The organism is Brevundimonas sp. GCM10030266, from assembly GCF_042666595.1.
Classification (GTDB): Bacteria; Pseudomonadota; Alphaproteobacteria; order Caulobacterales; family Caulobacteraceae; genus Brevundimonas.
The window spans coordinates 994,848-1,019,058 of the sequence record NZ_JBHTCY010000001.1; the positions used below are offsets into that span (position 1 = coordinate 994,848).

The following is a 24,211-nucleotide window of genomic DNA, read 5'->3' on the forward strand; positions in this document are numbered from 1 at the left end:
GTTTTCAATTCGGGTGGGCGAGACTGGTCTGGGCTACAAGCGTCACCATCTGAAGGTGATGAGCATCACCGAGATCGCCCGTTTCGCCGACGTCTACGAAGCCGAGATCGCGGCCGCCCGGCTTCGATCCGAGGGCTTCGATCCGGTGCTGGGCGGGGCGGAGCACGCCAAGACCAACACCCTGGCGCTGCTTGCGCTCGGTGGCGTGAACCTGTCCGTGCCGGACAAGCAGGTCGAGGCGGCCCGCGCCCTGCTCGACCGGCTTCGCGCCGGCGAGGAGGGGATTGAAGATGAGGCGGCGGAAGCCCAGGACGTTCGTTCGGCCCGGCCGCGTGGATTGGGACCGGTGCTTTTCGCCGTCGCCGTGGGGCTGGGTATCCTGTTGACCCTGACGGGTTGGGAGCGCGCGCCGATGCCCTACGACGACTGGGTCTGCATGTAGCCCGGCGGCTATCCCTTCAGCGCACCCAGCACCTCGTCCGTATCCGCTCCCAGCGCCGGCGGGGCGCGGTCGTAGGCGACGGGGGTTTTCGACATGCGGATCGGCGAGGCGATCGTGCGGACCGGGCCGTCGAGGTCTTCGCGGGTCTGCTGCACCTCCAGCCCGCGATGCACGGCCTGCGGCTCCTCGAACACCTGATCGATCGTGTTGACCGGTCCGCAGGGCACGCCCGCGGCTTCCAGCATGGCCATCAGGGCCTTCATGCTGTGCTTGCCGGTCAGTGCAGAGAGGGCGGGGGTCAGCTCATCGCGGTGCGCGACCCGCTGGGCGTTGGTGGCGAAGCGGGCGTCGGTCCCGAGGCTTTCCACGCCAAGCGCCAGACACAGGGCGCGATACTGGCCGTCGTTGCCGACCGCGATCACCACCATGCCGTCGCTGCACGGGAAGGGCTGGTAGGGGGCCAGGTTGGGGTGGGCGTTGCCCATCCGCGTCGGCGCCTTGCCGGAAACGAAGTAGTTGGCCGCCTGATTGGCCAGCATGGCCGCCTGAACATCAAACAAGGCGATGTCGATGTGCTGGCCCTCGCCGGTCGCGCGGGCGTGCAGCAGGGCGGCCATGATGGCGTTGGAGGCGTAGAGGCCCGTGAACAGGTCCACGACCGCCACCCCGACCTTCATCGGCTCGGCCCCCGGCGCGCCGTCCGGCTGGCCGGTGATGGACATGAGGCCGCCCATGGCCTGGATCATGTAGTCATAGCCGGCGCGGTGGGCGTCCGGCCCGTCCTGACCGAAGCCGGTGATGGAGCAGTAGACCAGCTTCGGATTAACCGCCGACAGGCCTGCGTAGTCGAGGCCGTACTTCCGCAGGCCGCCGGTCTTGAAATTCTCGACCACCACGTCGCAGGTCTTGGCCAGTTCGCGCACGGCGGCGGCGCCCTCGGGCGAGGCGATGTCCAGTTCGACCGACTTCTTCCCGCGGTTGGCGCACAGGAAATAGGCGGCGTCGCCTTTCGATCCGTCGGCCTTCGTCGTGAAGGGCGGGCCCCACTGGCGGGTGTCGTCGCCGACGCCGGGCCGCTCGATCTTGATCACCTCGGCGCCGAGGTCCGCCAGCGTCTGTGTCGCCCAAGGGCCGGCCAGCACGCGGCTGAGATCAAGGACGCGGATGCCGGAGAGAGGGCCGGGTCGAGGGTCGAGGGTCGAGGGGCGAGGGGGCGCAGCATCGGTCATGGGATCAGGTCGTACGACAGTCGGGCGCGGTGATCACCGTCTTTCGACCCTCGACCCTCGACCCTCTTCCCTCGAACCTCAGAGACCCACGTCCCACACGCCTGCATCGCGCATCCGACACTCCCGCGCTTCATCCGCGCGGCCGCCCATCTCGCGGGCCATGCGCTTGATCTCGTCGGATACGGTCGTCTTGTGCACGCCGGGCACGACGGCGTGGGCCAGGGCGCAGCCGGACAGGCGCGCCAGCTTCAGGCAGAAGCCCAGAGCCTGCCCCATGTGCTCGAAATAGCTCTCGCCCACTTCACGGGGGTGATCGGCGAACAGGCGTTTCAGCGTGCGCATCGTGGATGTGACCTGACTTGCCGCGGGCGCTCCCTCTACCCGCGACCGCCATTCTGGCCTAAACCGCGCAATAGAACAGGGGGCTGATCGTCACGGATGCTCACGATCGCCTGAACCCCGCACCGACAGGAAACACCACCATGGCCGACGGCTCGAACGCTCCCCAGAAGACCTTCCGCTGGGAAGACCCGCTGGATCTGGACGGCCGCCTGACCGACGACGAGCGGATGATCCAGGAGGCGGCGCGCGCCTATGCCCGCGAGAAACTGCTGCCGCGCGTGGTTGCCGCCTTCCGGGACGAGACCTTCGACCGCTCGATCATGACCGAGATGGGTGAGATGGGCTTCCTCGGCGCCACCCTGCCCGAGCAGTACGGCGGCGCGGGCGCCAGCCATGTCGCCTACGGCCTGATCGCGCGCGAGATCGAGGCGGTCGATTCGGGCTATCGCTCGGCCATGTCGGTGCAGTCGTCGCTGGCCATGTACCCGATCTACGCCTTCGGCTCGGAAGAGCAGAAGATGAAGTTCCTGCCGCGCATGGCGGCGGGCGAACTGATCGGCTGCTTCGGCCTGACCGAGGCCGATGGCGGTTCGGACCCGGCCTCGATGAAGACCAAGGCGGTCAAGGTCGAGGGCGGCTACCGCCTGAACGGCGCCAAATACTGGATCACCAACAGCCCGATCAGCGATCTGGCCGTGGTCTGGGCCAAGCTGGATGACGTCATCCGCGGCTTCATCGTCGAGCGTGGCATGGACGGTTTCACCACCGACAAGATCGGCGACAAGCTGTCCCTGCGCGCCTCGATCACCGGCGACATCGGCCTGAACGACGTCTTCGTGCCGGAAGAGAACCTGCTGCCGAACGTGAAGGGCCTGCGCGGGCCGTTCTCCTGCCTGAACAAGGCGCGTTACGGCATTTCGTGGGGCGCCATGGGCGCCGCCGAGTTCTGCTTCCACGCCACCCGCGACTATGTCGCCGAGCGCATGCTGTTCGGTCGCCCGCTGTCCTCGCGCCAGCTGGTGCAGAAGAAGCTGGCCGACATGCAGACCGAGATCTTCCTCGGCTTCGAGGGCGCGCTGGCGCTGGGCCGTCGTCTGGACAACGGCGACTGGTGTCCGGAAGCCATCTCGATGATGAAGCGCAACAACTGCGGCAAGGCCCTGGCCATCGCCCGCGAGGCTCGCGACATGCACGGCGGCGCCGGCATCACCGGCGAGCTGCACGTCATGCGCCACGCCATGAACCTGGAAACGGTCAACACCTACGAAGGCGCCCACGACGTCCACGCCCTGATCCTGGGTCGGGCGATCACGGGCGAGAGCGCTTTTTAGAAAGGGCGCTTCGCGCCGCGCTAACGCTCGGCTCGCGGAGCCTCGCTGCTTGAGCGCATTCGTGGCGCTATCGCTTGCCGCGCGGCGGCATTCTGCTTGAGCGCGTCACCGCGCGCGCGTCGCTGCGTCCAGCGCCTCGCAGCCGGTGGTGCGCTGGTTCCAGGTCAGGCTGGTGATCTTCCAGACGCCGCCCTGCCGGACCAGATTGAAGTGATCGACGCCGCAGTGGCTCAGTCGTCCGTCGATGCGAAAGACATACTGGCCCCAGACCATGGCCACATCGCCGTCGATGGCGACGGTCGGGTTCGGCATCACCTCCTCCAGCGCCTCGGGCCCGGGCTCCAGCCCGCCGGCGAACTGCTGCAGGGTGATGTGGGTGACGCGGCTTTCAGAGCCGGCTTGCTCATGCACGACCGTCAGCCGGGCGTCCGGGTCGAAGTGCGCGTCCAGACCCGCCGCATTGCGGGCGGCGAGGGCGTCGAACACGGCGTTGACCGGCGCCAGCACCGCCTGATGTTCCGCTGAACCGGGGATGACGGCGCCGGATGGCGTAGTGGCCTGAAGCGTGAGCGCGAGGGCGGCGGCAATGATCATCGTGGAGCTCCTGTCCGCCCGGGACGGTAGCATCCGCCCGTCATTCCGCAATCAGTGTTCGGTCAGGAAGAATCAGCCCCTCACGCGCTCGCGCGAGGGCAGGGTGCCGATCGGGGACGTGAAGCATTGCCATTGCGGTTCAACGTCCTATCGTTCGAGCGACGGGAGGCGACCCATGGATGGTGAAGCGACGACCGCGGGGGATGAGTCCTTCGCCCGACTGCGCGAGGTGTTCGCGGGCCGCACGGCCCTGCTGCTGGAGGACGATCCGGACCTGTCCGCCCATGTCGCCGAACGCTTGCTGCGCGCCGGGTTCGCGGCGGTGGACCGGGTGGACCGGGGCGAGGCCGCGCTGGAGGCTGCGGCGGCGCAATCCTATGACGTGCTGATCCTCGACCGAATGACCAACGGCTTGGACGGGCTGGAGACCCTGAAGCGCCTGCGCGCCTCCAGCGGCCCCTCCGCCGACGCCCCCGCCCTGATGCTGACCGCGCTGGGTGGCGAGCGGCAGAAGGTCGAGGGCCTTCTGGAGGGCGCCGACGACTATCTGGCCAAGCCCGTCGGGGACGAGGAACTGCTGGCCCGCATCGCCGCCCAGCTGCGCCGCGCCGCCCGGAGCGCGAAGCCGGTCAACGCCGATCTGGTCAACGGCCCCTTCCGCCTGTCCTTCGGCGCCCGGACGGTGAAGCTGGAGCTGCCGGAGGAGACGCGGGTCATCGACCTGTCGCCGCTGGAGTTCGCCATCGTCTGCGAGCTGCTGAGCGCGCGGGGCCAGCCGGTGACCAAGACCATGCTGTGGGACCGATGCTGGGTGGAGTGGAACTTCCTGCCCGACAATTTCGTCAACATCATCGACGCGCGCATCAGCGCCCTGCGCCGCCGTCTGAAGGAACAGGCGCCCGAGCTGGGCGAGGATCTGCACCCCCTGATCGTCTCCGCGCGCAGCCAGAGCCTGGTGTTCCGCGACCTGTCCGACCGGGCGGGCTGAGCCGCGCATGGGCGGGCCGCTGCGGCGAATCCGGGGCTGGCTGGGACGCCGCACCACGACGCAGCTGGCGGCGGGGATCGCCGTCCTGTCGGCTCTGGCGCTGACCGGTTCTCTGGCCATCACCGGCGCCGCCGTGCGGATGGACCAGCGCGAGAAGGCGGCGCTGGCGGCGCTGGACGACTACGGCGCCATGGCCTCCAAGCTGGGGGTCGAGGGGATGACCGGCGACAACCTGTCCCCCGCCGACGCGGTCTATCTGTCCAACTGGCTGACCGCCTTCCAGAACGGTCCGGCGCGGGAGAATGAGGCCCGCTCGCTGGAGGAGACCTGCCAGACCGGCCGCGGCGGGGCGGGGGTGCGCTTCATCCGCGCCCCGGTCGGCAAGCCGGCGGGCCTGTCGGAACTGGAGACCCTGCGCGGCGAGCGCTCCCCCCGGCTGGGCGATGACGTCTATGTGGTGCGGTTGGGGCAGGGCGTGCTGTGCCCGTCACGGCCCGTCGAGGTGGTGGTGGTGCGCCGGTCGCTGGGGGCGCTGGACATCGCCGTCGGTCGGGTCGTGGACGCGTCGGGCGACGCCTGGGGCTGGGCGGTCGCGGCGGTGATCGGGGCCGGGGTGCTGCTGCTGGCCATCGGTCTGGCCGCGGCCACCTTCGCCCGCCGTCGTCTGACCAGCGCCGTAGCCAAGGTCAGCGTGGCGCTGGACCGCGCCGCCGTCGGCGACTTCTCCGAGCGCGCGCCGGAGACCGAGGTGGCGCCCGAGCTGACCGAGCTGTCGGGCCATGTGAACCGGACGCTGGATCGTCTGGAGGAGTTGCTGGCCTGGCTGAGGGATTCCGCCGACCAGCTGGCCCATGATTTCCGCACCCCCATCGCCCGCGCCAGCGCGCGGCTGGAGCAGCTGGGCGAGACGGCCGCGACGCCGGAGATGAAGCGACTGGTCGCCGAGGCGCGGGCGGATCTGCGGGAACTGACCCGCGCCATGAATGAGGCCATGGCCCTGCGCGACGGCGAGGCCTGGGCCTTTGAACCTGTCCGTCTGGACGTGCTGGCCCGCCAGTGCGCCGAACTGTACGAGCCGCTGGCCGAGGAGCGTGGTGTCTCCTTCCACATTGCGGCCGAGCCGGTCGAGGTGCTGGGGGTCCGGACGCTGCTGCAGCGGGCGACCGCCAATCTGGTGGACAATGCGGTCAAATATTCCCCCGACGGCGGCGTGGTGACCCTCACAGTCTCGACGCACGATGGACAGCCCCGTCTATCGGTGGCCGATCAGGGGCCGGGCTTCCGGGGCGAGGGCGATGACGCCGCGGCCCTCGTCGCGGCCTCGACCGCCGAGGGGCGCGAAAGCCACGGCATGGGGCTGGCCTTCGTCCGCGCCATCCTGAAACGGCACGGCGCGGCCATGACGATTGATGACGCCGGTCCGGGGGCTGTCGTCACGGCGCAATTCTCGCGCTAGGGTCGGGATCAGACTGAAGGGATACGAGCATGCGGCGCACCATCTTCCGGGTCGGCGGGGTTTCCGTCCTCGCCATCGTGATGGCTGCTCCCCTGCTGATCGCCGCTCCAGCCGCCGCCCAGACGGCCCAGACGGCCCAGACGGCCCTGCCGATCCCCTATGACGCCGAGCGCGGGGTCTTCACCTTCGCCACCGATCTGGAGCGCGCCCTGCCGGCGGTGGTCCAGGTGACGACGCTGGGATCGTCCTCCGGCCCCAGCTCCGGCGACAACGAGCCCCGCCCGACGTCCAGCGGCTCCGGCGCGGTGATCGATGCGGCCCAGGGCATCGTCGTGACCAACAACCACGTCGTCGAGGGCGGCCAGAAATTCACGGTCGACCTGACCGACGGACGGATCTTCGACGCCGTGCTGATCGGCGCGGACAAGGCGACCGACATCGCGGTGCTGCAGATCACCGCCCCCGACCTGTCGCAGATCGAGGTGGCCAGTTCGGACAACCTGCGCACCGGCGATCTGGCCTTCGCGGTCGGCTATCCGCTGGGCCTGGACCAGACCCTGACCATGGGCGTCATCTCGGGCCTGGGCCGCTCGGGCATGGGTGACCGGATCGAGGACTACATCCAGACCGACGCGGCCGTGAACTCCGGCAACTCGGGCGGCCCGCTGCTGGACAGCCGGGGCCGGCTGATCGGCATCAACACCTCCATCCTGTCGGGCGGCGGCGGCGGCAACGACGGCATCGCCTTCGCCGTGCCCAGCCGGATCATGATGTACGTCGTGGAACAGCTGCGCGCCCATGGCGAGGTGAAGCGCGGCGTGACCGGCGCCATCCTGGGCTCGCTGAATGCCGAGCGGTCGCGTGAGTTCGGCTTGGGCATTGTCCGGGGCGCCATCGTCGAGGACGTGGCGCCGGGCTCGTCGGCCGAGCGGGCCGGTCTGCGTCGCGGCGACGTCATCACCCGCATCGGCGCCCGTCCGGTGTCCAACGCCGGCACCGTTCAGGCGACCATCGGCGTGGCCGAGCCGGGCGCCCGGCTTGAGCTGGTCTATCTGCGCGACGGCCATGAGAGCCGCGCCACCCTGACCGTCGAGGCCGCCGGCGAGCGTCAGGTCAGCATCGGCGCCGAGGTGGTCATGGCGCGCGGCGCTTCCATCCGCCAGGGCGAGGACGGGCTTCAGGTCTTCGCGGTCGAGGGCGGGTCGTCCGCCGCGGCGGGCGGTCTGGTGGCGGGAGACATCATCCGCTCGGTCAACAACCGTTCGGTGTCGACCCTGTCGGCTCTGGGACAGGCCATGGACGGCTCCGGCGAACGTCGCCTGTCGGTCCAGCGCGGCGGCTCGACCGAGCGTCTGACCCTTCAGTGATGCGATGAGGCCCGGGCTCCGGCCCGGGTCACGTCCGGACGCCGGACAGCAAAACGCCCGCTCGGCCGATTGGGGGGAGTGGCTGAACGGGCGTCTCGCTTTGGAGGAAGCATCGGCCCGCCGAAGCCCTTGAATGGAACAATTCCAGGGGGCTGGGGGGGCTGTTCAGGATCCGGAACCGTTCCGAACTCCGACGAGCCGATGTGACCGGTGTCGCCTGCCAAGGGGGCGGGCGATGGGCGGAACGGAGGCGTTTTCGTGTTCGGTGCGATTTCTTCGGATTGCGGCGTTACGGACACGATCTTCCCCGGTCCGGCCGGGGACTGGCGCCCGGCGTGCAACGGCCTAGATTAAAGGCATGAGCGATGCCGCCGACGCCCAGCCGCAGGCCGGTCCGGTCTTCTTCGACCGCCGGGAACTGGACCAGATCCTGAGGGTCTACGGCCGCATGGTCGCTCAGGGCGAATGGCGCGACTACGCCATGATCGGCCACAAGGACGTCGCCGAGTTCGCCGTCTTCCGTCGCTCGGGGGACGCCCCCGTCTACCGGATCGAGAAGCGCCCCGCCCTGCGTCTGAAGCAGGGCGAGTGGGCCGTCATCGGCGAGGGCGGCATGGTCCTGAAGCGGGGGCGGGAACTGCCCCAGGTCCTTCGGGTGTTCGACAGCCGCAAGTTCACCGTCGTGGAATAGAAAAAGGCCCCGGATCGCTCCGGGGCCTTCTCTTTTAGTGGCCTAACGCTTCCCGCGCGGCGGCTCGCTGCTTGAGGCCTTAGTTCCGGTTACCGCCGAAAATACGCAGCAGGAACAGGAACAGGTTCACGAAGTCGATGAACAGGCTCAGGGCGCCGTAGCTGGTCGCCACGCCCAGAGCGTTCTGGTCGCCGCCAATGGCGTAGTAGGTCATCTTCAGGCGCTGGGTGTCATAGGCGATCAGACCCGAGAAGATCAGGACGCCTGCGTAGGTGATGATCCAGTAGAGCATGCTCGAACCCAGGAACAGGTTCACAACCGAGGCGATGATCAGGCCGATCACGGCCATGATCAGGAACGAACCGATGCCGCTGAGGTCCTTCTTGGTGGTGTAGCCGAACAGGCTAAGGCCGCCGAACGCCGCTGCGGTGATGAAGAAGGTCGAGGCGACGCTCTCACCCGTGTAGCGCAGGAAGATCCAGCCCAGCGAGGCGCCCATGGAGACCACGACCGCCCAATAGAGCAGGTTGGTGCCGGCGGCGGTCGGGTTCTTCATGAAGAACATCGAACCGAAGATCAGCACGAGCGGCAGGAACTGGATGCCCATGCCCAGCAGGGTCATGCTGAAGCCGGTGGCTGTCTGCACGTAGAACAGTTGCTGCACGGCCGGCACATTGCCGACCACCCACGCCAAGGCGCCGGCCAGCACCAGGCCGATGGCCAGCTTGTTGTAGACGCCCAGCATGAACTTGCGCAGGCCCGCATCCACCGACATGTCGGCGGTCTGCGGAAGGGAATAGCCGTTTCTGAAATCGCTCATCGCGGTTTCGATCCTCCGTTAAACCGGGCGGACGCCCGGCCTTTGTAGCAAATATCGGGCGCGACCGGCCCTTCCGCAAGGAAAACCGGACTTGGGGCTCGGGTTCAGACCCGCTACCAACGGTCGCATGATCAGGCTGTTCACCGCCCTTTCCGTCCCTGACGATGTGGCTGAGACGCTGAAGCGTCGCCAGACCGGCCTGCCCGGCGCCAAATGGCGCGGCGAGGACCACCTGCACATCACCCTGGCCTTCTACGGCGAGATCGACGAGCGCAGGGCCGATGATCTGGCCGCCGAACTGGAGCGGGCGGCGAGCGGCGGAGCCTTCGAGATCGAACTGACTGGCGTCGGCGCCTTTGGTGACGCGCACCGCAGCCACACGATCTGGGCTGGAGTCGCCCCCAGCGAACGGCTGAACGTGCTGGCGGGGCGCTGTCGGACGGCGGCGGAACGGGCGCGGATCGAGATCGAGCGCCGCGAATACCGGCCCCACCTGACACTGGCCTATCTGAAGCCCCAGACCGATCCGGCCCGTGTCGGCGCCTGGATCACCAACCACAACCTGCTGCATTCGCCGCCGATCCGCATCGACCGCTTCGGCCTGTACTCCAGTGTCCTGACCTCGGACGGCAGCCAGTATCAGCTCGAACGGGAGTATCTGCTTTGACCGGACCGGTGCTCCAGACCGAACGTCTGACCCTGAGGCCTATCGCGCTGGAGGATTTCCCGCGCTGGGCCGAGATGATGGCTGACCCGGAGGCGTCGCGCTTCCTCGGCGGGGTGACGCCTCCGGCGGCGGCCTGGCGCGGCTTCATGACCATGGCCGGGGCGTGGAGCCTGACCGGCGTCTCGATGTTTTCGGTCATCGAGCGGGATACCGGCCTTTGGCTGGGCCGGATCGGCCCGTGGAAGCCCGAGGGCTGGCCGGGCACAGAGGTCGGCTGGGGCCTGCATCCGGACGCCCAAGGCAGGGGCTATGGTCTGGAGGCCGCCACTGCGGCGCTGGACTATGCCTTCGACGTGCTGGGCTGGGACGATGTGATCCACTGCATCGACCCGGACAACACCCCCTCCCAGCGGCTGGCGGAGGGTCTCGGAGCGAAAAACCGGGGTCGTACACAGCTGCCCGCGCCCCTGTCGGAGTTCATGGTGGACGCCTGGGGGCAGAGTCGAGCCGACTGGAAAGCCCGCCCGCGCCGTTGAACCTGCGGTAAGGCGCCGCTTTTACGGCTCGCCGCGTTCCGGTAGGCAGGGCGTCACGCAACGACGAGGATGACTATGCGCGTACTGGTTCTGGGCGGCGACGGCTTCTGCGGCTGGCCGACCGCGCTTCATCTGTCGGCGCGTGGCTGGGACGTCTGCATCGTCGACAACCTCAGCCGTCGAAACATCGACAATGAGCTGGAGGTGCAGTCCCTGACCCCGATCCGCACCATGGGCGAGCGCATCGCCGCGTGGCAGGAGGTCTCGGGCAGGACCATCGAGTTCGTCAACATGACGGTCGGCAAGGAGTTCGACCGGCTCGTCGCCCTTATCAGGGATTGGGCGCCCGACAGCGTCGTCCACTTCGCCGAGCAGCGCGCCGCGCCCTATTCGATGAAGTCGGCCCGGCACAAGCTGTACACGGTCGATAACAATCTGAACGCCACCAACCACCTGCTCGCCGCCATCGTCGAGAGCGGGCGGGACGTGCATCTGGCGCACCTGGGCACCATGGGCGTCTATGGCTACACGACCGCCGGCCTGCGCATCCCCGAGGGCTATCTGAAGGTCACGGTGGACACCGACTTCGGCCCGACCGAACAGGAGATCCTGTTCCCGCCGAACCCGGGCTCGATCTACCATATGACCAAGACCCAGGACGCCCTGCTGTTCCAGTTCTACGCCAAGAACGACGGAGTCCGGATCACCGACCTGCACCAGGGCATCGTCTGGGGCGCCCAGACCGAGGAGACCCGCAAGGACGAGCGGCTGATCAACCGCTTCGACTATGACGGCGACTACGGCACGGTGCTGAACCGCTTCCTGATGCAGGGCGCACTGGGCTATCCGCTGACGGTGCACGGAACGGGTGGCCAGACGCGGGCCTTCATCCACATTCAGGACACGGTCCGCTGCGTCGAGCTGGCCCTGAAGAACCCGCCGAAGTCAGGTGAGCGAGTGAAGATCCTCAACCAGATGACCGAGAGCCGCCGCGTCCGCGATCTGGCGGCCATGGTGGCGGGCATGACCGGCGCCGAGGTCCATAACGTCCCCAACCCGCGTCAGGAAGCCGACGAGAACGAGCTGGTCGTGGCCAATGACCAGTTCAGGGAATTGGGCCTGAAGCCGATCACCCTCGCCGAGGGGCTGATGGCCGATGTCACCGAGGTCGCGCGCCGCTATGCCGACCGGGCGGATGTTTCCAAGATTCCCTGCGTCTCCAGCTGGAACGGGAAGCGCGCCGAAGCGCTGAAGAACGAAAGCGTCACGGTTTCCCCCGTAAGCTCTAAAAGCCAAGCCCCCACGCCCGCCCTGTCCGCCTGAGGTCTGATGTCTGACGCCGCTCCGCCGCCTGTTTCGCTGCTGGTCTTCGGCGGCGGCTGGCTGGGCCGGGCGGCGGCGCTGGAGGCCATCCGGCGTGGCGGCAGCGCGGCCGCGACCTCGCGAGACCCCGATACCCGCAAGGCGCTGGACGCCCAGGGCATCGTGGCGGTCGATCCGTCCGATGAGGCGGCGCTGGCCGCCGCTGTCGGCGCTGCGACGGCCCTTCTGATCACCGCGCCGCCCGACGCCGACGGCTGTCCCGGCCTGAAGGCCCTGATCCCCGCCATCACCGCCTCGGGCGCCTGGCCGGACTGGATCGGCTATGTTTCCTCCACCGCCGTCTATGGCGACCGCGCGGGTGGCTGGGCCTTCGAGGACGACGCCCTGAACGCCGCCAGTCTGGAAGGCGCGCGCCGGGTTCGGGCCGAGCGGGACTGGCTGGACGCCGGACGGGGCATGGGGCTGACGGTCCAGCTGTTCCGCCTGCCCGCCCTGTATGGCCCGGGACGCTCGCCGCTGGACAAGCTGCGCGACGGCACCGCCCGGATCGTCCGCAAGCCGGGGCAGGTGTTCAACCGGATCCATGTGGACGACGCCGTCGCCGGCCTGTTCGCCTCCATGGCGCGGCCACATCCCGGCGCGGCCTATACGCTGTGCGACGACGAGCCGTCGCCGGCCCATGTGATCATCGAAGGCGCCGCGCGCCGGCTGGGCCTGCCCCTGCCGCCCGAGGTCGATCTGGATGATCCCTCCGTCTCGGACGCCATGCGCCGCTTCTACCGTGACTCAAAGCGACTCTCGAACGCCAAGGCCAAGGCGGAGTTGGGCTGGCGGCCCCGGTATCAGGGCTGGCGCGAGGGCCTTGAGGCGATGATCGCGGCGGGCCGCTAGGACAACGAAAAACCCCGTCCGATCGCTCGGACGGGGCTGTTTCTCAGGTGCGCTCAAGCCGCTCGCAACCGCGTCGCGAGCGGTCGCCCCCTTACAGAGGCAGAATGTTCCGCTGGCGGCTGTAGGCCATGGTGCCGACGTTGGCGCCGAGGCGCAGGCCGACGCCGGTGCGGATCGGGGCCAGAACGATGCCGTCGGCGCGCTGGTAGTTCACGCCCAGACCGCCCACGAGGTAGGCCGAGCCTTCCACGCCGGGGTAGCGGCGATAGATCATGTCGGGGTGATACAGGCCGTAGACCAGGGTGAAGACCCGGCTGCCGTTGCCGCCGACATCCCAGCCGATCGAAATGCCCTGCCAGAACACTTCCTGCGACGCCGACAGGTCCTTCATATGCAGGGCGCCGCGCCCGTAGCGCAGGCCCACGCCAATGGCGCCGGCGGCTTCCTCGCCCGCGATATAGGCGGTCGGGCGGTCGCCCTGGTCGGCGAAGATGCGCTCGATGGCGCCGCCGATGGCCTCGGCGGCGATGCCCAGCTCACGCGAGCCGGCGGCGATCAGTTCGTCCGAGGTGTAGGCTGGCGCCGTCTGGTCCGAGCGGATCGGATAGTTGGGGTCGCTCGGTCCGGTGCTGGCGCAGGCGCCGAGCGCGGAGCTCGCGCCGAGGGCGAGGCCGGACTGGATCAGGTGGCGGCGGTGCATGGTCTGGCTCCGAAGTCTGTTCGCCCGGATCACACGGGCGCTGAACCCAGCGTCACCGGGCTTTGCGTCAGCCTTGGGGCGGTAAAGTTAACCGAACCTTGCCGAGGGCCGTTCGGCCCTCAGTGTTTGTCGGTCTTGGAGGTCAGCCAGTCCATCAGGGCCAGCAGGACGCCCGAGATCACGAAGGTCAGGTGGATGATCACGCCCCACATGGCTTCCTGGGTGTCGATGGGGGCGCCGTCCTTGCCGATGTTCATGAAGAACTTCAGCAACTGGATCCCCGAGATCGCCACGATGGAGGCGATCAGCTTCATCTTCAGGCCCGAGAAGTCGACGGTGCCCATCCACGGCGGCCGGTCCTGCTCGCCTTCAAGGTCCAGCTTGGACACGAAGTTTTCGTAGCCCGAGAACATGACGATCAGCAGCAGATTGCCCGCCAGCGACAGGTCTACCAGCGTCAGCACCGCCAGGATGGCGTCATTCGAGCTGAGCGCCGCCCCCGGGACCATCATGAAGGCCTTGGGGACGTAGTAGAACAGGTCGCGCAGGAAGACGACGAGCAGCATGAGCAGGGCCAGAGCCAGCCCTGCATAGAAGGGCGCCATCAGCCAGCGCGACTGGAACAGCAGGCGTTCGAACCCGGTCTCGATTTTCGGCTTCAGTCCCATGATGTCCCCCTTCAGCCCCGCAGGACCGCGCCCTGCTTCGACGCCGCGGCGACGATCTTCGACGACACCGCCTCGATCTCGGCGTCGGTCAGGGTCGCCTCGACGGGCTGGAGCTCGACCTCCAGCGCCACTGACTTGAAGCCGTCCTCCACGCCCTTGCCGCGATAGACGTCGAACACCCGCACGTCGCTGATCAGGGCCTTGTCGGCTCCGGTCACGGCGCGGACCAGATCACCGGTCGCCTTCGCGTCCTCGACCACGAAGGCGAAGTCGCGGGTCAGGGGCTGCAGGCTGGACAGGTTGGCCGCGCCCTTGGTCTTGCTCTTCGCGCCGCGCGGTTCGGGGACCGAATCCAGCACGATCTCGAAGGCCAGCATCGGGGCGTCGGCGTCCAGAGCCTTCAGCACCCGCGGATGCAGGGCGCCGAACTCGACCATGACGTTCTTCGGACCCAGTTGCAGACGGGCCGAGCGGCCCGGGTGCCACCAGTCGCGGTTCTGACCCTGCACCAGCTGCAGCGAGGCCGTCGGCGCGCCCAGATGGTCCAGCAGGGCGATCAGGTCGCCCTTGAGGCCGAACAGGGCGTCCTCCGGGGCGCCGCCCCAGTGACGGGCCGAGCGCGGGGCGATCAGGCCGGCGATGACGGTGCGCTGGCCGTTCGGCTGGTCGTCCAGATAGATCGGGCCAATCTCGAACAGGGCGGCGTCGGCATGGCCGCGCGCGGCGTTGCGCGCCGCCGCCTGGATCAGGTTCGGCAGGGCCGAGGGCCGCATGCAGTCCAGATCGGCTGCGATGGGGTTCTCCAGCACCAGCTTCTGGTCGCCGCCACCGAACAGGGCCGCGATCGACTGTTTGGTGAAAGACCAGGTGACGGCCTCGGCATAGCCCATGGCGGCCAGCGCCCGGCGGGCCAGACGCACGCGCGCCTGACGCGGGTTGAGCACGCCCTTCGACGGTGCGCCCTGATCGGGCAGGGGCGTGGTCGGCAGTTGGTCGAAGCCCTCGATGCGGGCGACTTCTTCCACCAGATCGGCGGGGCCTTCCACGTCCCGGCGCCACGATGGCGGGGTCACCGACCAAGGTGAGCCTCGCTCCACGGCGAAGCCGAGGGCGATCAGGATGTCGGCGGTGCGGTCGTCCGTCAGCGACAGGCCGGTCAGCGAGCCGACGCGGGCCGGGTCGAAGGCGAAGGCGGTCGGGACGGCCGGGGCCTGACCGGTCACCGTGACCTCCGACGGCTCGCCGCCGCACAGGTCGAGGATCAGCTGCGTCGCCAACTCGATGCCCGGGACGACCGAGGCCGTGTCCACGCCGCGCGCGAACCGGTACTGGGCGTCCGAGGTCAGCGACAGGCTGCGGCCGGTCTGGGCGATCAGGATCGGGTCGAACCAGGCGCATTCGACGAAGACGTCCACCGTCTCGTCGGAGCAGCCGGTGCTCTCGCCGCCCATCACGCCGCCCAGACCGATGGGGCGTTCGCCGGAGGCGTCCGAGATGACGCACATCGACGGATCGACCGGGTAGGTCTTGCCGTCCAGCGCGATCAGATGCTCGTGCTCGCCGGTTTCTTTCGACACCTGTCCGGCGCGGACGATGATCTCGGTCCCCGACAGCTTGGCGATGTCATAGACGTGCAGGGGGCGGGCGCGGTCGTAGGAGATCAGGTTGGTCACATCGACCAGCCGGTTGATCGAGCGCAGGCCGATGGCCTCCAGACGACGCTTCAGCCACTCGGGCGACGGGCCGTTCTTCACGCCGCGAATGGTGCGACCGGCGAAGACCGGACACATCTCCGGCGCATCGAGGCGCACGGTGATCGGCGAGGCGAAGGCTCCGGCGACCGGTTCGATGGCCGGGGTCTTCAGCGCGCCCAGACCGGTTGCGGCCAGATCACGGGCGATGCCCGACACGCCCAGCCAGTCGGGACGGTTCGGGGTCACTTCAAAGTCGATGACCGGCTCGGCGCCGAACACGCCGGCGGCGGGCGTACCCACCTGCAGGTCGTCGCTCAGCTCAAGGATGCCGTCGCTCTCGCCCGGCTGCTCCAGCTCGGCGGCCGAGCACAGCATGCCGTTCGACACCACGCCGCGCACCGGCTTCTCGACCAGGGTCACGCCCAGGCCCGGCACATAGGCGCCGATGGGGGCGTAGATGGTGGTCAGGCCCGCGCGCGCGTTCGGGGCGCCGCAGACGATTTCCTTCATCCCGTCGACGGTTTCGACCTGACAGACCTGCAGGCGGTCGGCGTTGGGATGACGCTCGGCCGAGATGATCTTCGCCACGGTGAAGGGGGCGAGGGCCGCGATGGGATCGTGGACGTCCTCGACCTCCAGACCGGCCATGGTCATGGCGTCGGCCACGGCGTTGACGTCAGCCTCGGTGTCGAGGTGATCCTTCAGCCAGGAGAGGGTGAATTTCATGGATCAGGCCTTCCCTTCCGGGAGAGAGACGACCTGGTTGAACTGCTTGAGGAAGTTCGTCGAACCGGTGAAACCGACCATGTAGAAGGCGCAGTCGCGGAAGACGCAGTTGCGCATCGGGATCACGCCGACGACCTTCTCGGCGCCGACCGGCGCCAGCAGCAGGTTGCGAATGTCGCCGCCCGACTCGCCCATGTTGCAGTTGTCGAAGGTGGTGCCGCCGAGGGCCAGCAGCACGGCCGGACCTTCGAAACGGCAACGTTCGAACGTCTTGCCGTCCAGGACCGGCTGGCCGGCCTGCGAATGCTCGGCGAAGAGCTGCGGCAGCCAGATGTGCTGGTCGGCGTAGGCGGGCACGACCCCGAGGGGTTGCAGGGAGAACAGCGAAGGGGACTGGGTCATGAGTTCAGCTCAGGCCGCTGGCCGGGTTCGGCGCGGCGAAGGGGGAGAAGCCGTAGTGCGCCAGCCAGCGCGTGTCGGCGTCGAACATGGGGCGCAGGTCGGAAATGCCGTACTTCAGCATCGCCAGACGATCGACGCCCATGCCGAAGGCGAAGCCCTGATACTCGTCCGGGTCGATGCCGCAGGCGCGCAGGACATTCGGATGCACCATCCCGCAGCCCAGGATCTCCATCCAGCTGTCGCCGGTGTTCAGCTTCAGCTCGCCGCCCGAACGGTCGCAGCGGATGTCCATCTCGGCCGACGGCTCGGTGAAGGGGAAGTGGTGCGGGCGGAAGCGGGCGTCGACGCCGTCCAGCTCGAAGAAGCGGGCGACGAAGGTCTCCAGCGTCCACTTCAGGTGGCCCATGTGGATGCCCTTGTCGATCACCAGCCCCTCGACCTGATGGAACATCGGGGTGTGGGTGGCGTCCGAGTCCTTCCGGAAGGTCCGGCCCGGCGCGATGATCCGGATCGGCGGCGTCTGGCTCATCATGGTCCGCACCTGCACCGGGCTGGTGTGGGTGCGCAGGACCTTGCGCTCGCCCGTTTCCGGGTCAGGCTTCAGGAAGAAGGTGTCGTGCATCTCCCGCGCCGGGTGCTTGGGCGGGAAGTTCAGGGCCGTGAAGTTGTGGAAGTCATCCTCGACGTCCGGACCTTCCGCGACGGCGAAGCCCATGTCGGCGAAGATGGCGACCATCTCGTCCATCACCTGCATGGTCGGGTGGACGCTGCCGGTCCGGCGCGGGCGCGGCGGCAGGGTCAGGTCGACGTGCTCGGCCTTCAGCCGGGCGTCCAGTTCGGCGGCTTCCAGTTCGCTCTTGCGGGCGGCCAGGGCGGACTGAACGCGGTCGCGCAGGCCGTTGATCTTCGGGCCCTGTTCGCGGCGCTCGTCGGGGCTCATCGCGCCCATGCCTTTCAGCAGGCCGGAGATGGAGCCGGATTTGCCGAGGGCGGCGACGCGGATGTCCTCGACAGCGGCGGCGGTCTCCGCCGAGCCGATGGCGTTGATCAGGTCGAGTTCGAGTTGGGCGAGGTCGGTCATGTCGGCCCAGCATCTAGCGGGCGCGGACGCATTCGTCACGTCCGGCATGCATGCGGAAGCCCCGCGATGCATCGCGCGCACGAAAACGCCCGCCCCGGCGGACCGGAGCGGGCGTGTTTCAGTCGTTCGACCGGAAAGCCTTAGGCGGCCTTCAGAGCGTCACGGACCTTGTCGGCGATGGCCTTGAAGGCGGCTTCGTCGGCGGCCATGGCAGCGAGAACCTTGCGGTCCAGTTCGATGCCGGCTTCGCCGAGACCGTGGATGAACTGCGAGTAGGTGAAGCCTTCGATGCGGGCCGCGGCGTTGATGCGCTGGATCCACAGGGCGCGGAAGTTGCGCTTCTTGGTGCGGCGGTCGCGGTAGGCGTACTGGCCGGCGCGATCAACGGCGGCCTTGGCGGTGCGGATGGTGTTCTTGCGGCGGCCGTAGAAGCCCTTGGCCTGCTTCAGAACCTTCTTGTGCTTGGCGTGGGACGTAACGCCCCGGGTAACGCGAGCCATGATGTTTTCTCTTTATCGGTGGCCCCTATCGCGCGCCGCGCGGCGGCTTGCTGCTTGAGGGGCTCAGTTCAAATTCGTGCGGGGAAGTTCAGGTCTTGCCGGTGCGCCTTAGGCGTACGGCATGTAGGACTTGATCTTCTTGGCGTCGGCGTCGGCCATGACCGAAGTGCCGCGGTTCTGGCGGATGTACTTCGAGTTGTGGCTGATCAGGCGGTGGCGCTTACCGGCGACGCCGGCCTTGACCTTGCCCGTGGCGGTGAATTTGAAGCGCTTCTTGGCGCCCGACTTCGTCTTCAGCTTCGGCATTTTCACTCTCTCATTTTGAGTGGGCTACCGCCTATCGGCTACTTGAGCCCATGGACGCCAACCCTGATTAAGAACCGCCCAGGCATGCCTGTTCGCCCGGCGGTTCGGTACGCGAAGGCGCGGCTTCTAGTCGAAGCGGGCGCGCAAGGCAAGCAAATGAGTCAGGCGAGGGCCTCTTTCGCCCGCTTCCCGGCCCGTCCGGCGTTGATCGCCATGACCGCCGCCGGGAGGGTCAGGGCCGCACCGACGAGGAAGGGCCAGTCGTGGCCGAGGCCCGAGAACAGGGCGCCGGCGATGATCGGGCCGAAGATGCGGGCGATGGAGCTGGAGGCCATGTTCAGGCCCAGCATGGCGCCTTGCCGGTCCGGCGGGGACGCCCGGCTGATCATGGCCGAGATGTTGGGCATGGCCATCGACATGCCGCAGGCGCCCAGCGCCATGACCACGGGGATGATCCAGCCGTCCGGCACGGGAAGGCTGAAGACGCCGAGATCCAGCACGCCGCCCGGGAACCACGCCCTCGGCGCGACCACCTGCAGCACCAGAGAGGCGCCGAACAGCAGCATGCCGCTGGCCAGCACTCGCGCCTCGCCGAACCTGCGCGCCAGCCGGCCGGCGAAAACGCCCTGGTTCAGCGTCGAGACCAGACCCACGACCATGAAGCTCAGCCCCACCTCGCGCGGACCCCAGCTGTACCGGTCCTCCGCCCACAGACCGAAGACCGCCTCCATCGCCGAAAAGCCGGCCATGTAGATCAGGGTCACCACGAGGACGCGGGAGATGACCGGCTGGCTGCGGGCGAACTGCAGGCCGGCGAGGAAGGCGGGACGGGGCGCGGCGGGGTCGGCCTTGGCCCGGCTCTCGCGCAAAAAGACGACGACGCCCACGGCCGCCAGCGCCGCCAGCGCGGCGGCGAGGAAGATGGGCAGTTGATAGCCGATATGGCCCAGTTGCGGCTGGGTCAGCAGGCCGCCCAGACCGGGGCCCACGATGAAGCCCAGCCCGAAAGCGGCGCCGATCAGCCCCATCCGCCCGGCGCGCTGCTCCGGCGGGGTGACGTCGGCGACATAGCCCTGCACCGTCGAGATGTTCCCGGCGCCGAGGCCGGTGAACAGGCGGATGGCGATGGCCAGCCAGATGTTCGGGGCGAAGGCCAGCATCAGATAGCCCAGCGCATTGGCGATCAGGGTGATCAGCAGCACCGGCTTGCGGCCGATCCGGTCGGACAGCCGGCCCCAGAAGGGCTCGGCGAAGAACTGGCCCAGCGAATAGGCCGAGAACATCAGGGTGATCTGCCAGGCCTCGGCCTTCAGGCTCTGGGCGAAGAAGGGCAGCAGGGGCACCACCAGGCCGAAACCGACCAGATTGATGAACACCACCGTGAACAGCACGGCCAGCGCCGGGGCGTGAACCTTGGGCGGAGCGGAGGGTGCGGCAGGGTGCGTCATGCCGCCACGCTTAGCCTGTCCGGGCGCATACGAAAACGCCCCGGCCTTTCGACCGGGGCGTCTGTGATCTCGGTGATCGATCCGTCAGCGCGGCGCCAGGATCATGATCATCTGACGGCCTTCCATGCGCGGCGCGTACTCGACCTTGGCCACTTCGTCGAAGTCGGCCTGCACCTTGTTGAGCAGCTTCATGCCCAGCTCCGGGTGCGCCATTTCACGACCGCGGAAGCGCAGGGTGACCTTCACCTTGTCGCCTTCGTCGAAGAAGCGGTGCATGGCCTTGGCCTTCACCTCATAGTCGTGGGTGTCGATGTTCGGACGGAGCTTGATCTCTTTCAGCTCGACGATCTTCTGGCGCTTGCGCGCCTCCGCCTTCTTCTTCTGCTCCTGGAAGCGATGCTTGCCGTAATCCAGGATCTTGCAGACCGGGGCGTCGGCGTTGGCGACGATCTGGACCAGATCCAGACCCGCCTCCTCGGCGGCCTCCAGCGCGGCCGACAGCGGCATCACGCCCTGCTTTTCGCCGTTCTGGTCAATGAGCAGAACGCGGGTGGCGCGGATTTCCTGGTTGATAGGCGGCCCGTCTTTCACGGGCGGCGTTTGCATCGGACGGCGAATGGGCGTCGTTTCCTTGTGTGGTCGAAGACGTTTGATATTCTGACGAGAAGAAGCGCGCGATAAATCGCGGCGTTCCCCTCGGGTGGCCTATATGAGCCTCAAACCCCGTATTTTCAAGGCGTGACGGGCTTGGCCGCCGCGATGAAGTCGGCGTGTAGCGCCAGCACCGCAGCATAGACATGCTCGACCGTCAGGTCCTCGATGGGGGCGAACTGGCCGCGCGTCTCGTTCGAGGCCACGGTGCGGGTCTTCGGACCCCAGGGGCCGTACAGCCACCACTCGGTCGGGCCGAACAGGCCCAGCGTCGGTCCGCCCAGCGCCGCCGACACGTGCATCAGCCCGGAATCGTTGCCGACGAACAGGTCGGCCCGGTCGATGGCTGCGGCCGAGGCCAGGATGTCGCCCTTGCCGACGAAGTCGATGCCGCGCTCGCCCGCCGCTTCCAGCGCCGGGGTGGCGGGCGGCCGGTCTCCAGGCCCGCCCACGGGCATGAAGCGCCAGCCGTCGAAGCGCGGGTCGGCCTTCAGCTTCTCGACCAGCGCGCCCCAGCGGTCGGCGGGCCAGCTCTTGCCCGGCTGGTGCGCGATGGGCGCCAAGGCGATGATCGGGCCGGGGCCTGCGCCGCCGGCCAGCTGCGGATCGATGACGGCGGCGGCCTCGGCGCGGGCCTGATCATCCAGCCAGATTTCCGGGTCCAGCGGCGTCTCCGAGCCCATCAGGCGCGACACCATCTCGACCTTGCGCAGGCCGGTCTCCCACGACCGGTTGTAGACCACCCGCCGCTTGGCCGGGATCAGGTAGGACAGGGCTGAGCCGCGGATGTCGATGACCATGTCCCAGCGGGTCCCGACCACCTGCTTCCACAGGTCGATCCAGTGTCCGGCCATCTTCTTCTTGTCGAGGATGATGGTCCGCTCCACCCCCGGCGCATTGCGGAAGAAGGGCGCGGGCGGGCGACCGCAGGCCACGGTGATCCGGGCACCCGGAATCTGGCGCCCGATCTCGCGGATCACGCCCGACGAGATGACGCAGTCGCCGATGCGGTTGGAGGTGACGAACAGGACTTTGGACATGACGCGTTATCGGCCGCCCCGGAAGAAGATCAAGCCGCTATTGCCGGGTCCGCTTGAACTCGCCCGTGGCTTTGGAGGTGGGGCGATCCAGTTCCTTCTGCATCTGCTCCCGGATTTCGCTCAGGGCCGATGCGGCGTCCGGCTCCATGCCGTTGCTGACCAACGCATCGGTAACATGGCGCGCCATGTCCGCCAGCATGATGCCCCAGGCCTTCGCCTCCCGGATGCCGGTATTGCGATACGTGCCGACGTTCAGCACGCAATGCAGGCCTTGCTGCGCAACCCAGACCCGGGCCATCTCCACGGCTTTCTCGTCCTCGAGCGCCGCGGGCGGAATTCCGATTGATTTCATCGACAGCTCTCCCGACACCGGGAAGCAGCAGAGACAGCTGGCGAACCGACATGCAACACCTCCTCCGCCCCGACGGCGAAACCCTCGCCCTGAAGCGCGTATCCGGCGCCGGTCCGACCGTCATCTGGATCGGCGGCTTCCGCTCAGACATGGAAGGGACCAAGGCGCTGGCGCTGGACGCCGCCGCGCGCGAGCGGGGCTGGAACTATGTCCGCTACGACCATTTCGCCCACGGCGCCTCGTCCGGCGACTGGCGGCAGGCCACCATCGGCCGCTGGCGCGAGGACGCCATCGCCCTGATCGACAGCCTCGAGGGGCCCGCGATCCCGGTCGGTTCGTCCATGGGCGGCTGGGTGGCCCTTCTGGCCGCCCTCGCGCGCCCGGAGCGGGTCGGGGGACTGGTGCTGGTCAATCCGGCGCAGGACTTCACCGAGCGACTGATGTGGCCGGGACTGGCCGATCACATCCGTCAGGCCATCGTCCGCGACGGCGAGGCCCTGATCACCGAGGAAGGGCTGGGCGAGTATGTCCTGACCCGCCACATGTTCGAGGAGGCCCGCCAGTGGCTGCTGCTGGACGGCGTGATCGACATCGGCGCGCCGGTGCACATCCTTCAGGGGCGTAAGGACGATGTCGTCCCGTGGCGTCATCAGGTCGAGCTTACCGAACGCCTGCAGGGCGGCGATATCACGCTGGACCTTGTGGCCGAGGGGGATCATCGTCTGTCCACGCCCGCCGATCTGGATCGGTTGGTCGCGGCGGTCGAACGGAACCGGGGGCAGGCTGCGGCGCTGTCCTGACTATCTCGGAGAAGACATCATGCGTACCGCACTCATTCTGGCCCCCATCGCCCTCGGTCTGGCCCTCTCGGCCTGCGCGACCAGCCCGGGTTCTGAAACGAGCACCGAACAGCGCCTCGCCGAGGAATGCAGCGCCCGCGGCGGCATTCTGGTCCGCACCACCGGCGCGCCGACCGGACGCCCGGAACAGGACAATGCCTGTCAGATCCGGGGCGTCCCTTCCAGCATTCGCTGATCGTCAGAGCAGGGCGGAGATCGCCGCGCGGGCGGCTTCGCCCAGATCGGCCCGTTTCAGCGCCAGCGCGACGTTGGCGCGCAGCAGGCCGATCTTGTCGCCGCAGTCGTGGGTCACGCCCGCATATTCGACGGCGGTGAAGGTCTGTTCGATCATCAGCCGGGCCATGCCGTCCGTCAGCTGGATTTCGCCGCCGGCCCCGCGTTCCTGGGTTTCCAGGATGTCGAAGATTTCCGGCTGCAGGATGTAGCGGCCCGAGATCGACAGGTTCGACGGCGCCGTGCCCTTGGCGGGCTTCTCGACCATGCCTCGCATGTGGATGCGGTTGCCCTGACGCCCGTCCGGATCGACGATGCCGTATTTGTGGGTCTCGCTCTCCGGCACCTGTTCGACGCCGATGACGTTGCCGCCGACCTCGGCATAGACCTCGGCCAGTTGCTTCAGGGCGCCCGGCTGACCGTCCACGATCACGTCCGGCAGGATCACCGCGAACGGCTCGTCGCCGATGATGTCGCGCGCGCACCAGACGGCGTGACCGAGGCCCTTGGGCTGCATCTGGCGGGTGAAGCTCATCTCGCCGGCGCTGGCCAGTTCGGCGTTCATCATCGCCAGGATCTCGGTCTTGCCCTTGGCGGCCAGCTGGGCCTCCAGCTCGATCTGGTGATCGAAATAGTCCTCGATGGCGCCCTTGGAGCGGCCGGTGACGAAGACGATGTGCTCGATCCCGGCCTCGCGGGCCTCTTCCACGATGTAGCTCAGGATCGGCCGGTCGACGACGTTCAGCAGTTCCTTGGGCGTGGTCTTGGTGCCGGGCAGGACGCGGGTGCCGAGGCCAGCGACGGGCAGCACGGCCTTGCGCAGGCGGCGGGTCTGGGTGGTCATACGGTATCCTGATCAGAAGGGTCGGCGACCCTAACGCATTTCGGGAAGG

At 68.2% G+C, this 24,211-nt stretch carries 28 protein-coding genes; 12 read left to right on the forward strand and 16 right to left on the reverse strand.

Features of this window, described 5'->3' with window-relative positions; genetic code table 11:
* Positions 1–13: 13 nt before the first annotated feature.
* Positions 14–442: a putative signal transducing protein gene (locus ACFQQC_RS05225; RefSeq protein ID WP_376860354.1), complete on the forward strand. Its 429-nt coding sequence runs from the start codon at positions 14–16 to the stop codon at positions 440–442.
* An 8-nt stretch (positions 443–450) separates the two neighbouring features.
* Here the strand turns inward: ACFQQC_RS05225 and ACFQQC_RS05230 are convergent, their stop codons facing one another.
* The gene (locus tag ACFQQC_RS05230; protein WP_376860356.1) at positions 451–1,671 is read right to left on the reverse strand and encodes a CaiB/BaiF CoA transferase family protein; all 1,221 of its coding nucleotides are present in this window, start codon (positions 1,669–1,671) and stop codon (positions 451–453) included.
* A 78-nt stretch (positions 1,672–1,749) separates the two neighbouring features.
* Positions 1,750–2,013 (reverse strand): DUF6356 family protein, encoded by a 264-nt coding sequence (locus tag ACFQQC_RS05235; protein WP_376860358.1) that lies wholly within the window; start codon positions 2,011–2,013, stop codon positions 1,750–1,752.
* Positions 2,014–2,153: 140 nt separating this feature from the next.
* Here ACFQQC_RS05235 and ACFQQC_RS05240 point away from each other — a divergent pair, with 140 nt between their 5' ends.
* Entirely contained in the window at positions 2,154–3,344 is a 1,191-nt protein-coding gene (locus ACFQQC_RS05240) for an acyl-CoA dehydrogenase (protein WP_376860359.1), read from the forward strand.
* A gap of 105 nt (positions 3,345–3,449) precedes the next feature.
* Here ACFQQC_RS05240 and ACFQQC_RS05245 read toward each other — a convergent pair whose 3' ends face one another.
* Complete coding sequence (locus tag ACFQQC_RS05245) at positions 3,450–3,938, reverse strand: nuclear transport factor 2 family protein (protein ID WP_376860361.1); 489 nt, start codon at positions 3,936–3,938, stop codon at positions 3,450–3,452.
* A 175-nt stretch (positions 3,939–4,113) separates the two neighbouring features.
* Between ACFQQC_RS05245 and ACFQQC_RS05250 the strand changes: the two genes are divergently transcribed.
* The 4 genes from ACFQQC_RS05250 (at position 4,114) to ACFQQC_RS05265 (ending at position 8,440) form a co-directional block, all read left to right on the forward strand.
* Entirely contained in the window at positions 4,114–4,926 is an 813-nt protein-coding gene (locus ACFQQC_RS05250; protein ID WP_376860363.1) for a response regulator transcription factor, read from the forward strand.
* A 7-nt stretch (positions 4,927–4,933) separates the two neighbouring features.
* A complete protein-coding gene (locus ACFQQC_RS05255; RefSeq protein ID WP_376860365.1) occupies positions 4,934–6,382 on the forward strand; it encodes an ATP-binding protein in 1,449 nt (482 codons plus the stop codon).
* A gap of 29 nt (positions 6,383–6,411) precedes the next feature.
* Positions 6,412–7,749, forward strand: coding sequence for a trypsin-like peptidase domain-containing protein (locus tag ACFQQC_RS05260; protein ID WP_376860367.1), 1,338 nt, complete (start codon positions 6,412–6,414; stop codon positions 7,747–7,749).
* Positions 7,750–8,107: 358 nt separating this feature from the next.
* Positions 8,108–8,440: a DUF2794 domain-containing protein gene (locus ACFQQC_RS05265; protein WP_376860369.1), complete on the forward strand. Its 333-nt coding sequence runs from the start codon at positions 8,108–8,110 to the stop codon at positions 8,438–8,440.
* 79 nt (positions 8,441–8,519) lie between these two features.
* Here the strand turns inward: ACFQQC_RS05265 and ACFQQC_RS05270 are convergent, their stop codons facing one another.
* Complete coding sequence (locus tag ACFQQC_RS05270) at positions 8,520–9,260, reverse strand: Bax inhibitor-1/YccA family protein (RefSeq protein WP_376860371.1); 741 nt, start codon at positions 9,258–9,260, stop codon at positions 8,520–8,522.
* 127 nt (positions 9,261–9,387) lie between these two features.
* Between ACFQQC_RS05270 and thpR the strand changes: the two genes are divergently transcribed.
* The 4 genes from thpR to ACFQQC_RS05290 all read left to right on the forward strand — a co-directional run bounded on the left by thpR (position 9,388) and on the right by ACFQQC_RS05290 (position 12,677).
* Positions 9,388–9,927 carry an RNA 2',3'-cyclic phosphodiesterase gene (gene thpR, locus ACFQQC_RS05275; protein WP_376860373.1) on the forward strand — a complete coding sequence of 180 codons (540 nt, stop codon included), beginning with the start codon at positions 9,388–9,390 and terminating at the stop codon, positions 9,925–9,927.
* Positions 9,924–10,463: a GNAT family N-acetyltransferase gene (locus ACFQQC_RS05280; RefSeq protein WP_376860375.1), complete on the forward strand. Its 540-nt coding sequence runs from the start codon at positions 9,924–9,926 to the stop codon at positions 10,461–10,463. Before thpR ends, ACFQQC_RS05280 begins: the two co-directional genes overlap by 4 nt.
* Positions 10,464–10,538: 75 nt before the next feature.
* Entirely contained in the window at positions 10,539–11,786 is a 1,248-nt protein-coding gene (locus tag ACFQQC_RS05285) for an NAD-dependent epimerase/dehydratase family protein (RefSeq protein ID WP_376860377.1), read from the forward strand.
* 6 nt (positions 11,787–11,792) lie between these two features.
* Positions 11,793–12,677: an SDR family NAD(P)-dependent oxidoreductase gene (locus ACFQQC_RS05290; RefSeq protein WP_376860379.1), complete on the forward strand. Its 885-nt coding sequence runs from the start codon at positions 11,793–11,795 to the stop codon at positions 12,675–12,677.
* 91 nt (positions 12,678–12,768) lie between these two features.
* On the opposite strand, the gene ACFQQC_RS05295 is transcribed toward ACFQQC_RS05290, so the two are convergent.
* From ACFQQC_RS05295 to ACFQQC_RS05345, 11 genes are all read right to left on the reverse strand, one after another.
* Entirely contained in the window at positions 12,769–13,377 is a 609-nt protein-coding gene (locus ACFQQC_RS05295; RefSeq protein WP_376860381.1) for a DUF1134 domain-containing protein, read from the reverse strand.
* A 119-nt stretch (positions 13,378–13,496) separates the two neighbouring features.
* A complete protein-coding gene (locus ACFQQC_RS05300) occupies positions 13,497–14,045 on the reverse strand; it encodes a TIGR00645 family protein (protein WP_376860383.1) in 549 nt (182 codons plus the stop codon).
* Between the two features lie 11 nt (positions 14,046–14,056).
* Positions 14,057–16,465, reverse strand: coding sequence for a phenylalanine--tRNA ligase subunit beta (pheT, locus tag ACFQQC_RS05305; protein ID WP_376860385.1), 2,409 nt, complete (start codon positions 16,463–16,465; stop codon positions 14,057–14,059).
* A gap of 3 nt (positions 16,466–16,468) precedes the next feature.
* Complete coding sequence (locus ACFQQC_RS05310) at positions 16,469–16,867, reverse strand: hypothetical protein (RefSeq protein WP_376860387.1); 399 nt, start codon at positions 16,865–16,867, stop codon at positions 16,469–16,471.
* A gap of 4 nt (positions 16,868–16,871) precedes the next feature.
* Complete coding sequence (pheS, locus tag ACFQQC_RS05315; protein ID WP_376860389.1) at positions 16,872–17,948, reverse strand: phenylalanine--tRNA ligase subunit alpha; 1,077 nt, start codon at positions 17,946–17,948, stop codon at positions 16,872–16,874.
* 140 nt (positions 17,949–18,088) lie between these two features.
* A complete protein-coding gene (rplT, locus tag ACFQQC_RS05320; protein ID WP_141625602.1) occupies positions 18,089–18,448 on the reverse strand; it encodes a 50S ribosomal protein L20 in 360 nt (119 codons plus the stop codon).
* A gap of 108 nt (positions 18,449–18,556) precedes the next feature.
* Complete coding sequence (rpmI, locus tag ACFQQC_RS05325; RefSeq protein WP_003166435.1) at positions 18,557–18,754, reverse strand: 50S ribosomal protein L35; 198 nt, start codon at positions 18,752–18,754, stop codon at positions 18,557–18,559.
* Between the two features lie 161 nt (positions 18,755–18,915).
* Positions 18,916–20,202, reverse strand: a complete 1,287-nt coding sequence (locus ACFQQC_RS05330) for an MFS transporter (protein WP_376860392.1) — start codon at positions 20,200–20,202, stop codon at positions 18,916–18,918.
* A gap of 84 nt (positions 20,203–20,286) precedes the next feature.
* Positions 20,287–20,808: a translation initiation factor IF-3 gene (gene infC / locus ACFQQC_RS05335; protein ID WP_376860394.1), complete on the reverse strand. Its 522-nt coding sequence runs from the start codon at positions 20,806–20,808 to the stop codon at positions 20,287–20,289.
* Between the two features lie 125 nt (positions 20,809–20,933).
* Positions 20,934–21,893, reverse strand: coding sequence for a glycosyltransferase family 9 protein (locus tag ACFQQC_RS05340; protein ID WP_376860396.1), 960 nt, complete (start codon positions 21,891–21,893; stop codon positions 20,934–20,936).
* Between the two features lie 37 nt (positions 21,894–21,930).
* Entirely contained in the window at positions 21,931–22,245 is a 315-nt protein-coding gene (locus ACFQQC_RS05345; protein ID WP_376860398.1) for a DUF5076 domain-containing protein, read from the reverse strand.
* 50 nt (positions 22,246–22,295) lie between these two features.
* On the opposite strand from ACFQQC_RS05345, the gene ACFQQC_RS05350 reads away from it, so the two are divergent.
* Both ACFQQC_RS05350 and ACFQQC_RS05355 read left to right on the forward strand, forming a co-directional pair.
* Positions 22,296–23,045 carry an alpha/beta fold hydrolase gene (locus ACFQQC_RS05350; RefSeq protein WP_376860399.1) on the forward strand — a complete coding sequence of 250 codons (750 nt, stop codon included), beginning with the start codon at positions 22,296–22,298 and terminating at the stop codon, positions 23,043–23,045.
* Between the two features lie 19 nt (positions 23,046–23,064).
* Positions 23,065–23,280, forward strand: a complete 216-nt coding sequence (locus tag ACFQQC_RS05355) for a hypothetical protein (RefSeq protein WP_376860401.1) — start codon at positions 23,065–23,067, stop codon at positions 23,278–23,280.
* 3 nt (positions 23,281–23,283) lie between these two features.
* On the opposite strand, the gene galU is transcribed toward ACFQQC_RS05355, so the two are convergent.
* Positions 23,284–24,162 carry a UTP--glucose-1-phosphate uridylyltransferase GalU gene (gene galU, locus ACFQQC_RS05360; protein WP_376860403.1) on the reverse strand — a complete coding sequence of 293 codons (879 nt, stop codon included), beginning with the start codon at positions 24,160–24,162 and terminating at the stop codon, positions 23,284–23,286.
* Between the last annotated feature and the right edge of the window lie 49 nt (positions 24,163–24,211).

Coding starts and splice junctions, on each gene's coding strand:
- ACFQQC_RS05230 (WP_376860356.1), bottom strand. CDS start 1,671: ATGACCGATGCTGCGCCCCCTCGCCCCTCGACCCTCGACCCTCGACCC.
- ACFQQC_RS05235 (WP_376860358.1), bottom strand. CDS start 2,013: ATGCGCACGCTGAAACGCCTGTTCGCCGATCACCCCCGTGAAGTGGGC.
- ACFQQC_RS05240 (WP_376860359.1), top strand. CDS start 2,154: ATGGCCGACGGCTCGAACGCTCCCCAGAAGACCTTCCGCTGGGAAGAC.
- ACFQQC_RS05245 (WP_376860361.1), bottom strand. CDS start 3,938: ATGATCATTGCCGCCGCCCTCGCGCTCACGCTTCAGGCCACTACGCCA.
- ACFQQC_RS05250 (WP_376860363.1), top strand. CDS start 4,114: ATGGATGGTGAAGCGACGACCGCGGGGGATGAGTCCTTCGCCCGACTG.
- ACFQQC_RS05255 (WP_376860365.1), top strand. CDS start 4,934: ATGGGCGGGCCGCTGCGGCGAATCCGGGGCTGGCTGGGACGCCGCACC.
- ACFQQC_RS05260 (WP_376860367.1), top strand. CDS start 6,412: ATGCGGCGCACCATCTTCCGGGTCGGCGGGGTTTCCGTCCTCGCCATC.
- ACFQQC_RS05265 (WP_376860369.1), top strand. CDS start 8,108: ATGAGCGATGCCGCCGACGCCCAGCCGCAGGCCGGTCCGGTCTTCTTC.
- ACFQQC_RS05270 (WP_376860371.1), bottom strand. CDS start 9,260: ATGAGCGATTTCAGAAACGGCTATTCCCTTCCGCAGACCGCCGACATG.
- thpR (WP_376860373.1), top strand. CDS start 9,388: ATGATCAGGCTGTTCACCGCCCTTTCCGTCCCTGACGATGTGGCTGAG.
- ACFQQC_RS05285 (WP_376860377.1), top strand. CDS start 10,539: ATGCGCGTACTGGTTCTGGGCGGCGACGGCTTCTGCGGCTGGCCGACC.
- ACFQQC_RS05290 (WP_376860379.1), top strand. CDS start 11,793: ATGTCTGACGCCGCTCCGCCGCCTGTTTCGCTGCTGGTCTTCGGCGGC.
- ACFQQC_RS05295 (WP_376860381.1), bottom strand. CDS start 13,377: ATGCACCGCCGCCACCTGATCCAGTCCGGCCTCGCCCTCGGCGCGAGC.
- ACFQQC_RS05300 (WP_376860383.1), bottom strand. CDS start 14,045: ATGGGACTGAAGCCGAAAATCGAGACCGGGTTCGAACGCCTGCTGTTC.
- pheT (WP_376860385.1), bottom strand. CDS start 16,465: ATGAAATTCACCCTCTCCTGGCTGAAGGATCACCTCGACACCGAGGCT.
- ACFQQC_RS05310 (WP_376860387.1), bottom strand. CDS start 16,867: ATGACCCAGTCCCCTTCGCTGTTCTCCCTGCAACCCCTCGGGGTCGTG.
- pheS (WP_376860389.1), bottom strand. CDS start 17,948: ATGACCGACCTCGCCCAACTCGAACTCGACCTGATCAACGCCATCGGC.
- rplT (WP_141625602.1), bottom strand. CDS start 18,448: ATGGCTCGCGTTACCCGGGGCGTTACGTCCCACGCCAAGCACAAGAAG.
- rpmI (WP_003166435.1), bottom strand. CDS start 18,754: ATGCCGAAGCTGAAGACGAAGTCGGGCGCCAAGAAGCGCTTCAAATTC.
- ACFQQC_RS05330 (WP_376860392.1), bottom strand. CDS start 20,202: ATGACGCACCCTGCCGCACCCTCCGCTCCGCCCAAGGTTCACGCCCCG.
- infC (WP_376860394.1), bottom strand. CDS start 20,808: ATGCAAACGCCGCCCGTGAAAGACGGGCCGCCTATCAACCAGGAAATC.
- ACFQQC_RS05340 (WP_376860396.1), bottom strand. CDS start 21,893: ATGTCCAAAGTCCTGTTCGTCACCTCCAACCGCATCGGCGACTGCGTC.
- ACFQQC_RS05345 (WP_376860398.1), bottom strand. CDS start 22,245: ATGAAATCAATCGGAATTCCGCCCGCGGCGCTCGAGGACGAGAAAGCC.
- ACFQQC_RS05350 (WP_376860399.1), top strand. CDS start 22,296: ATGCAACACCTCCTCCGCCCCGACGGCGAAACCCTCGCCCTGAAGCGC.
- ACFQQC_RS05355 (WP_376860401.1), top strand. CDS start 23,065: ATGCGTACCGCACTCATTCTGGCCCCCATCGCCCTCGGTCTGGCCCTC.
- galU (WP_376860403.1), bottom strand. CDS start 24,162: ATGACCACCCAGACCCGCCGCCTGCGCAAGGCCGTGCTGCCCGTCGCT.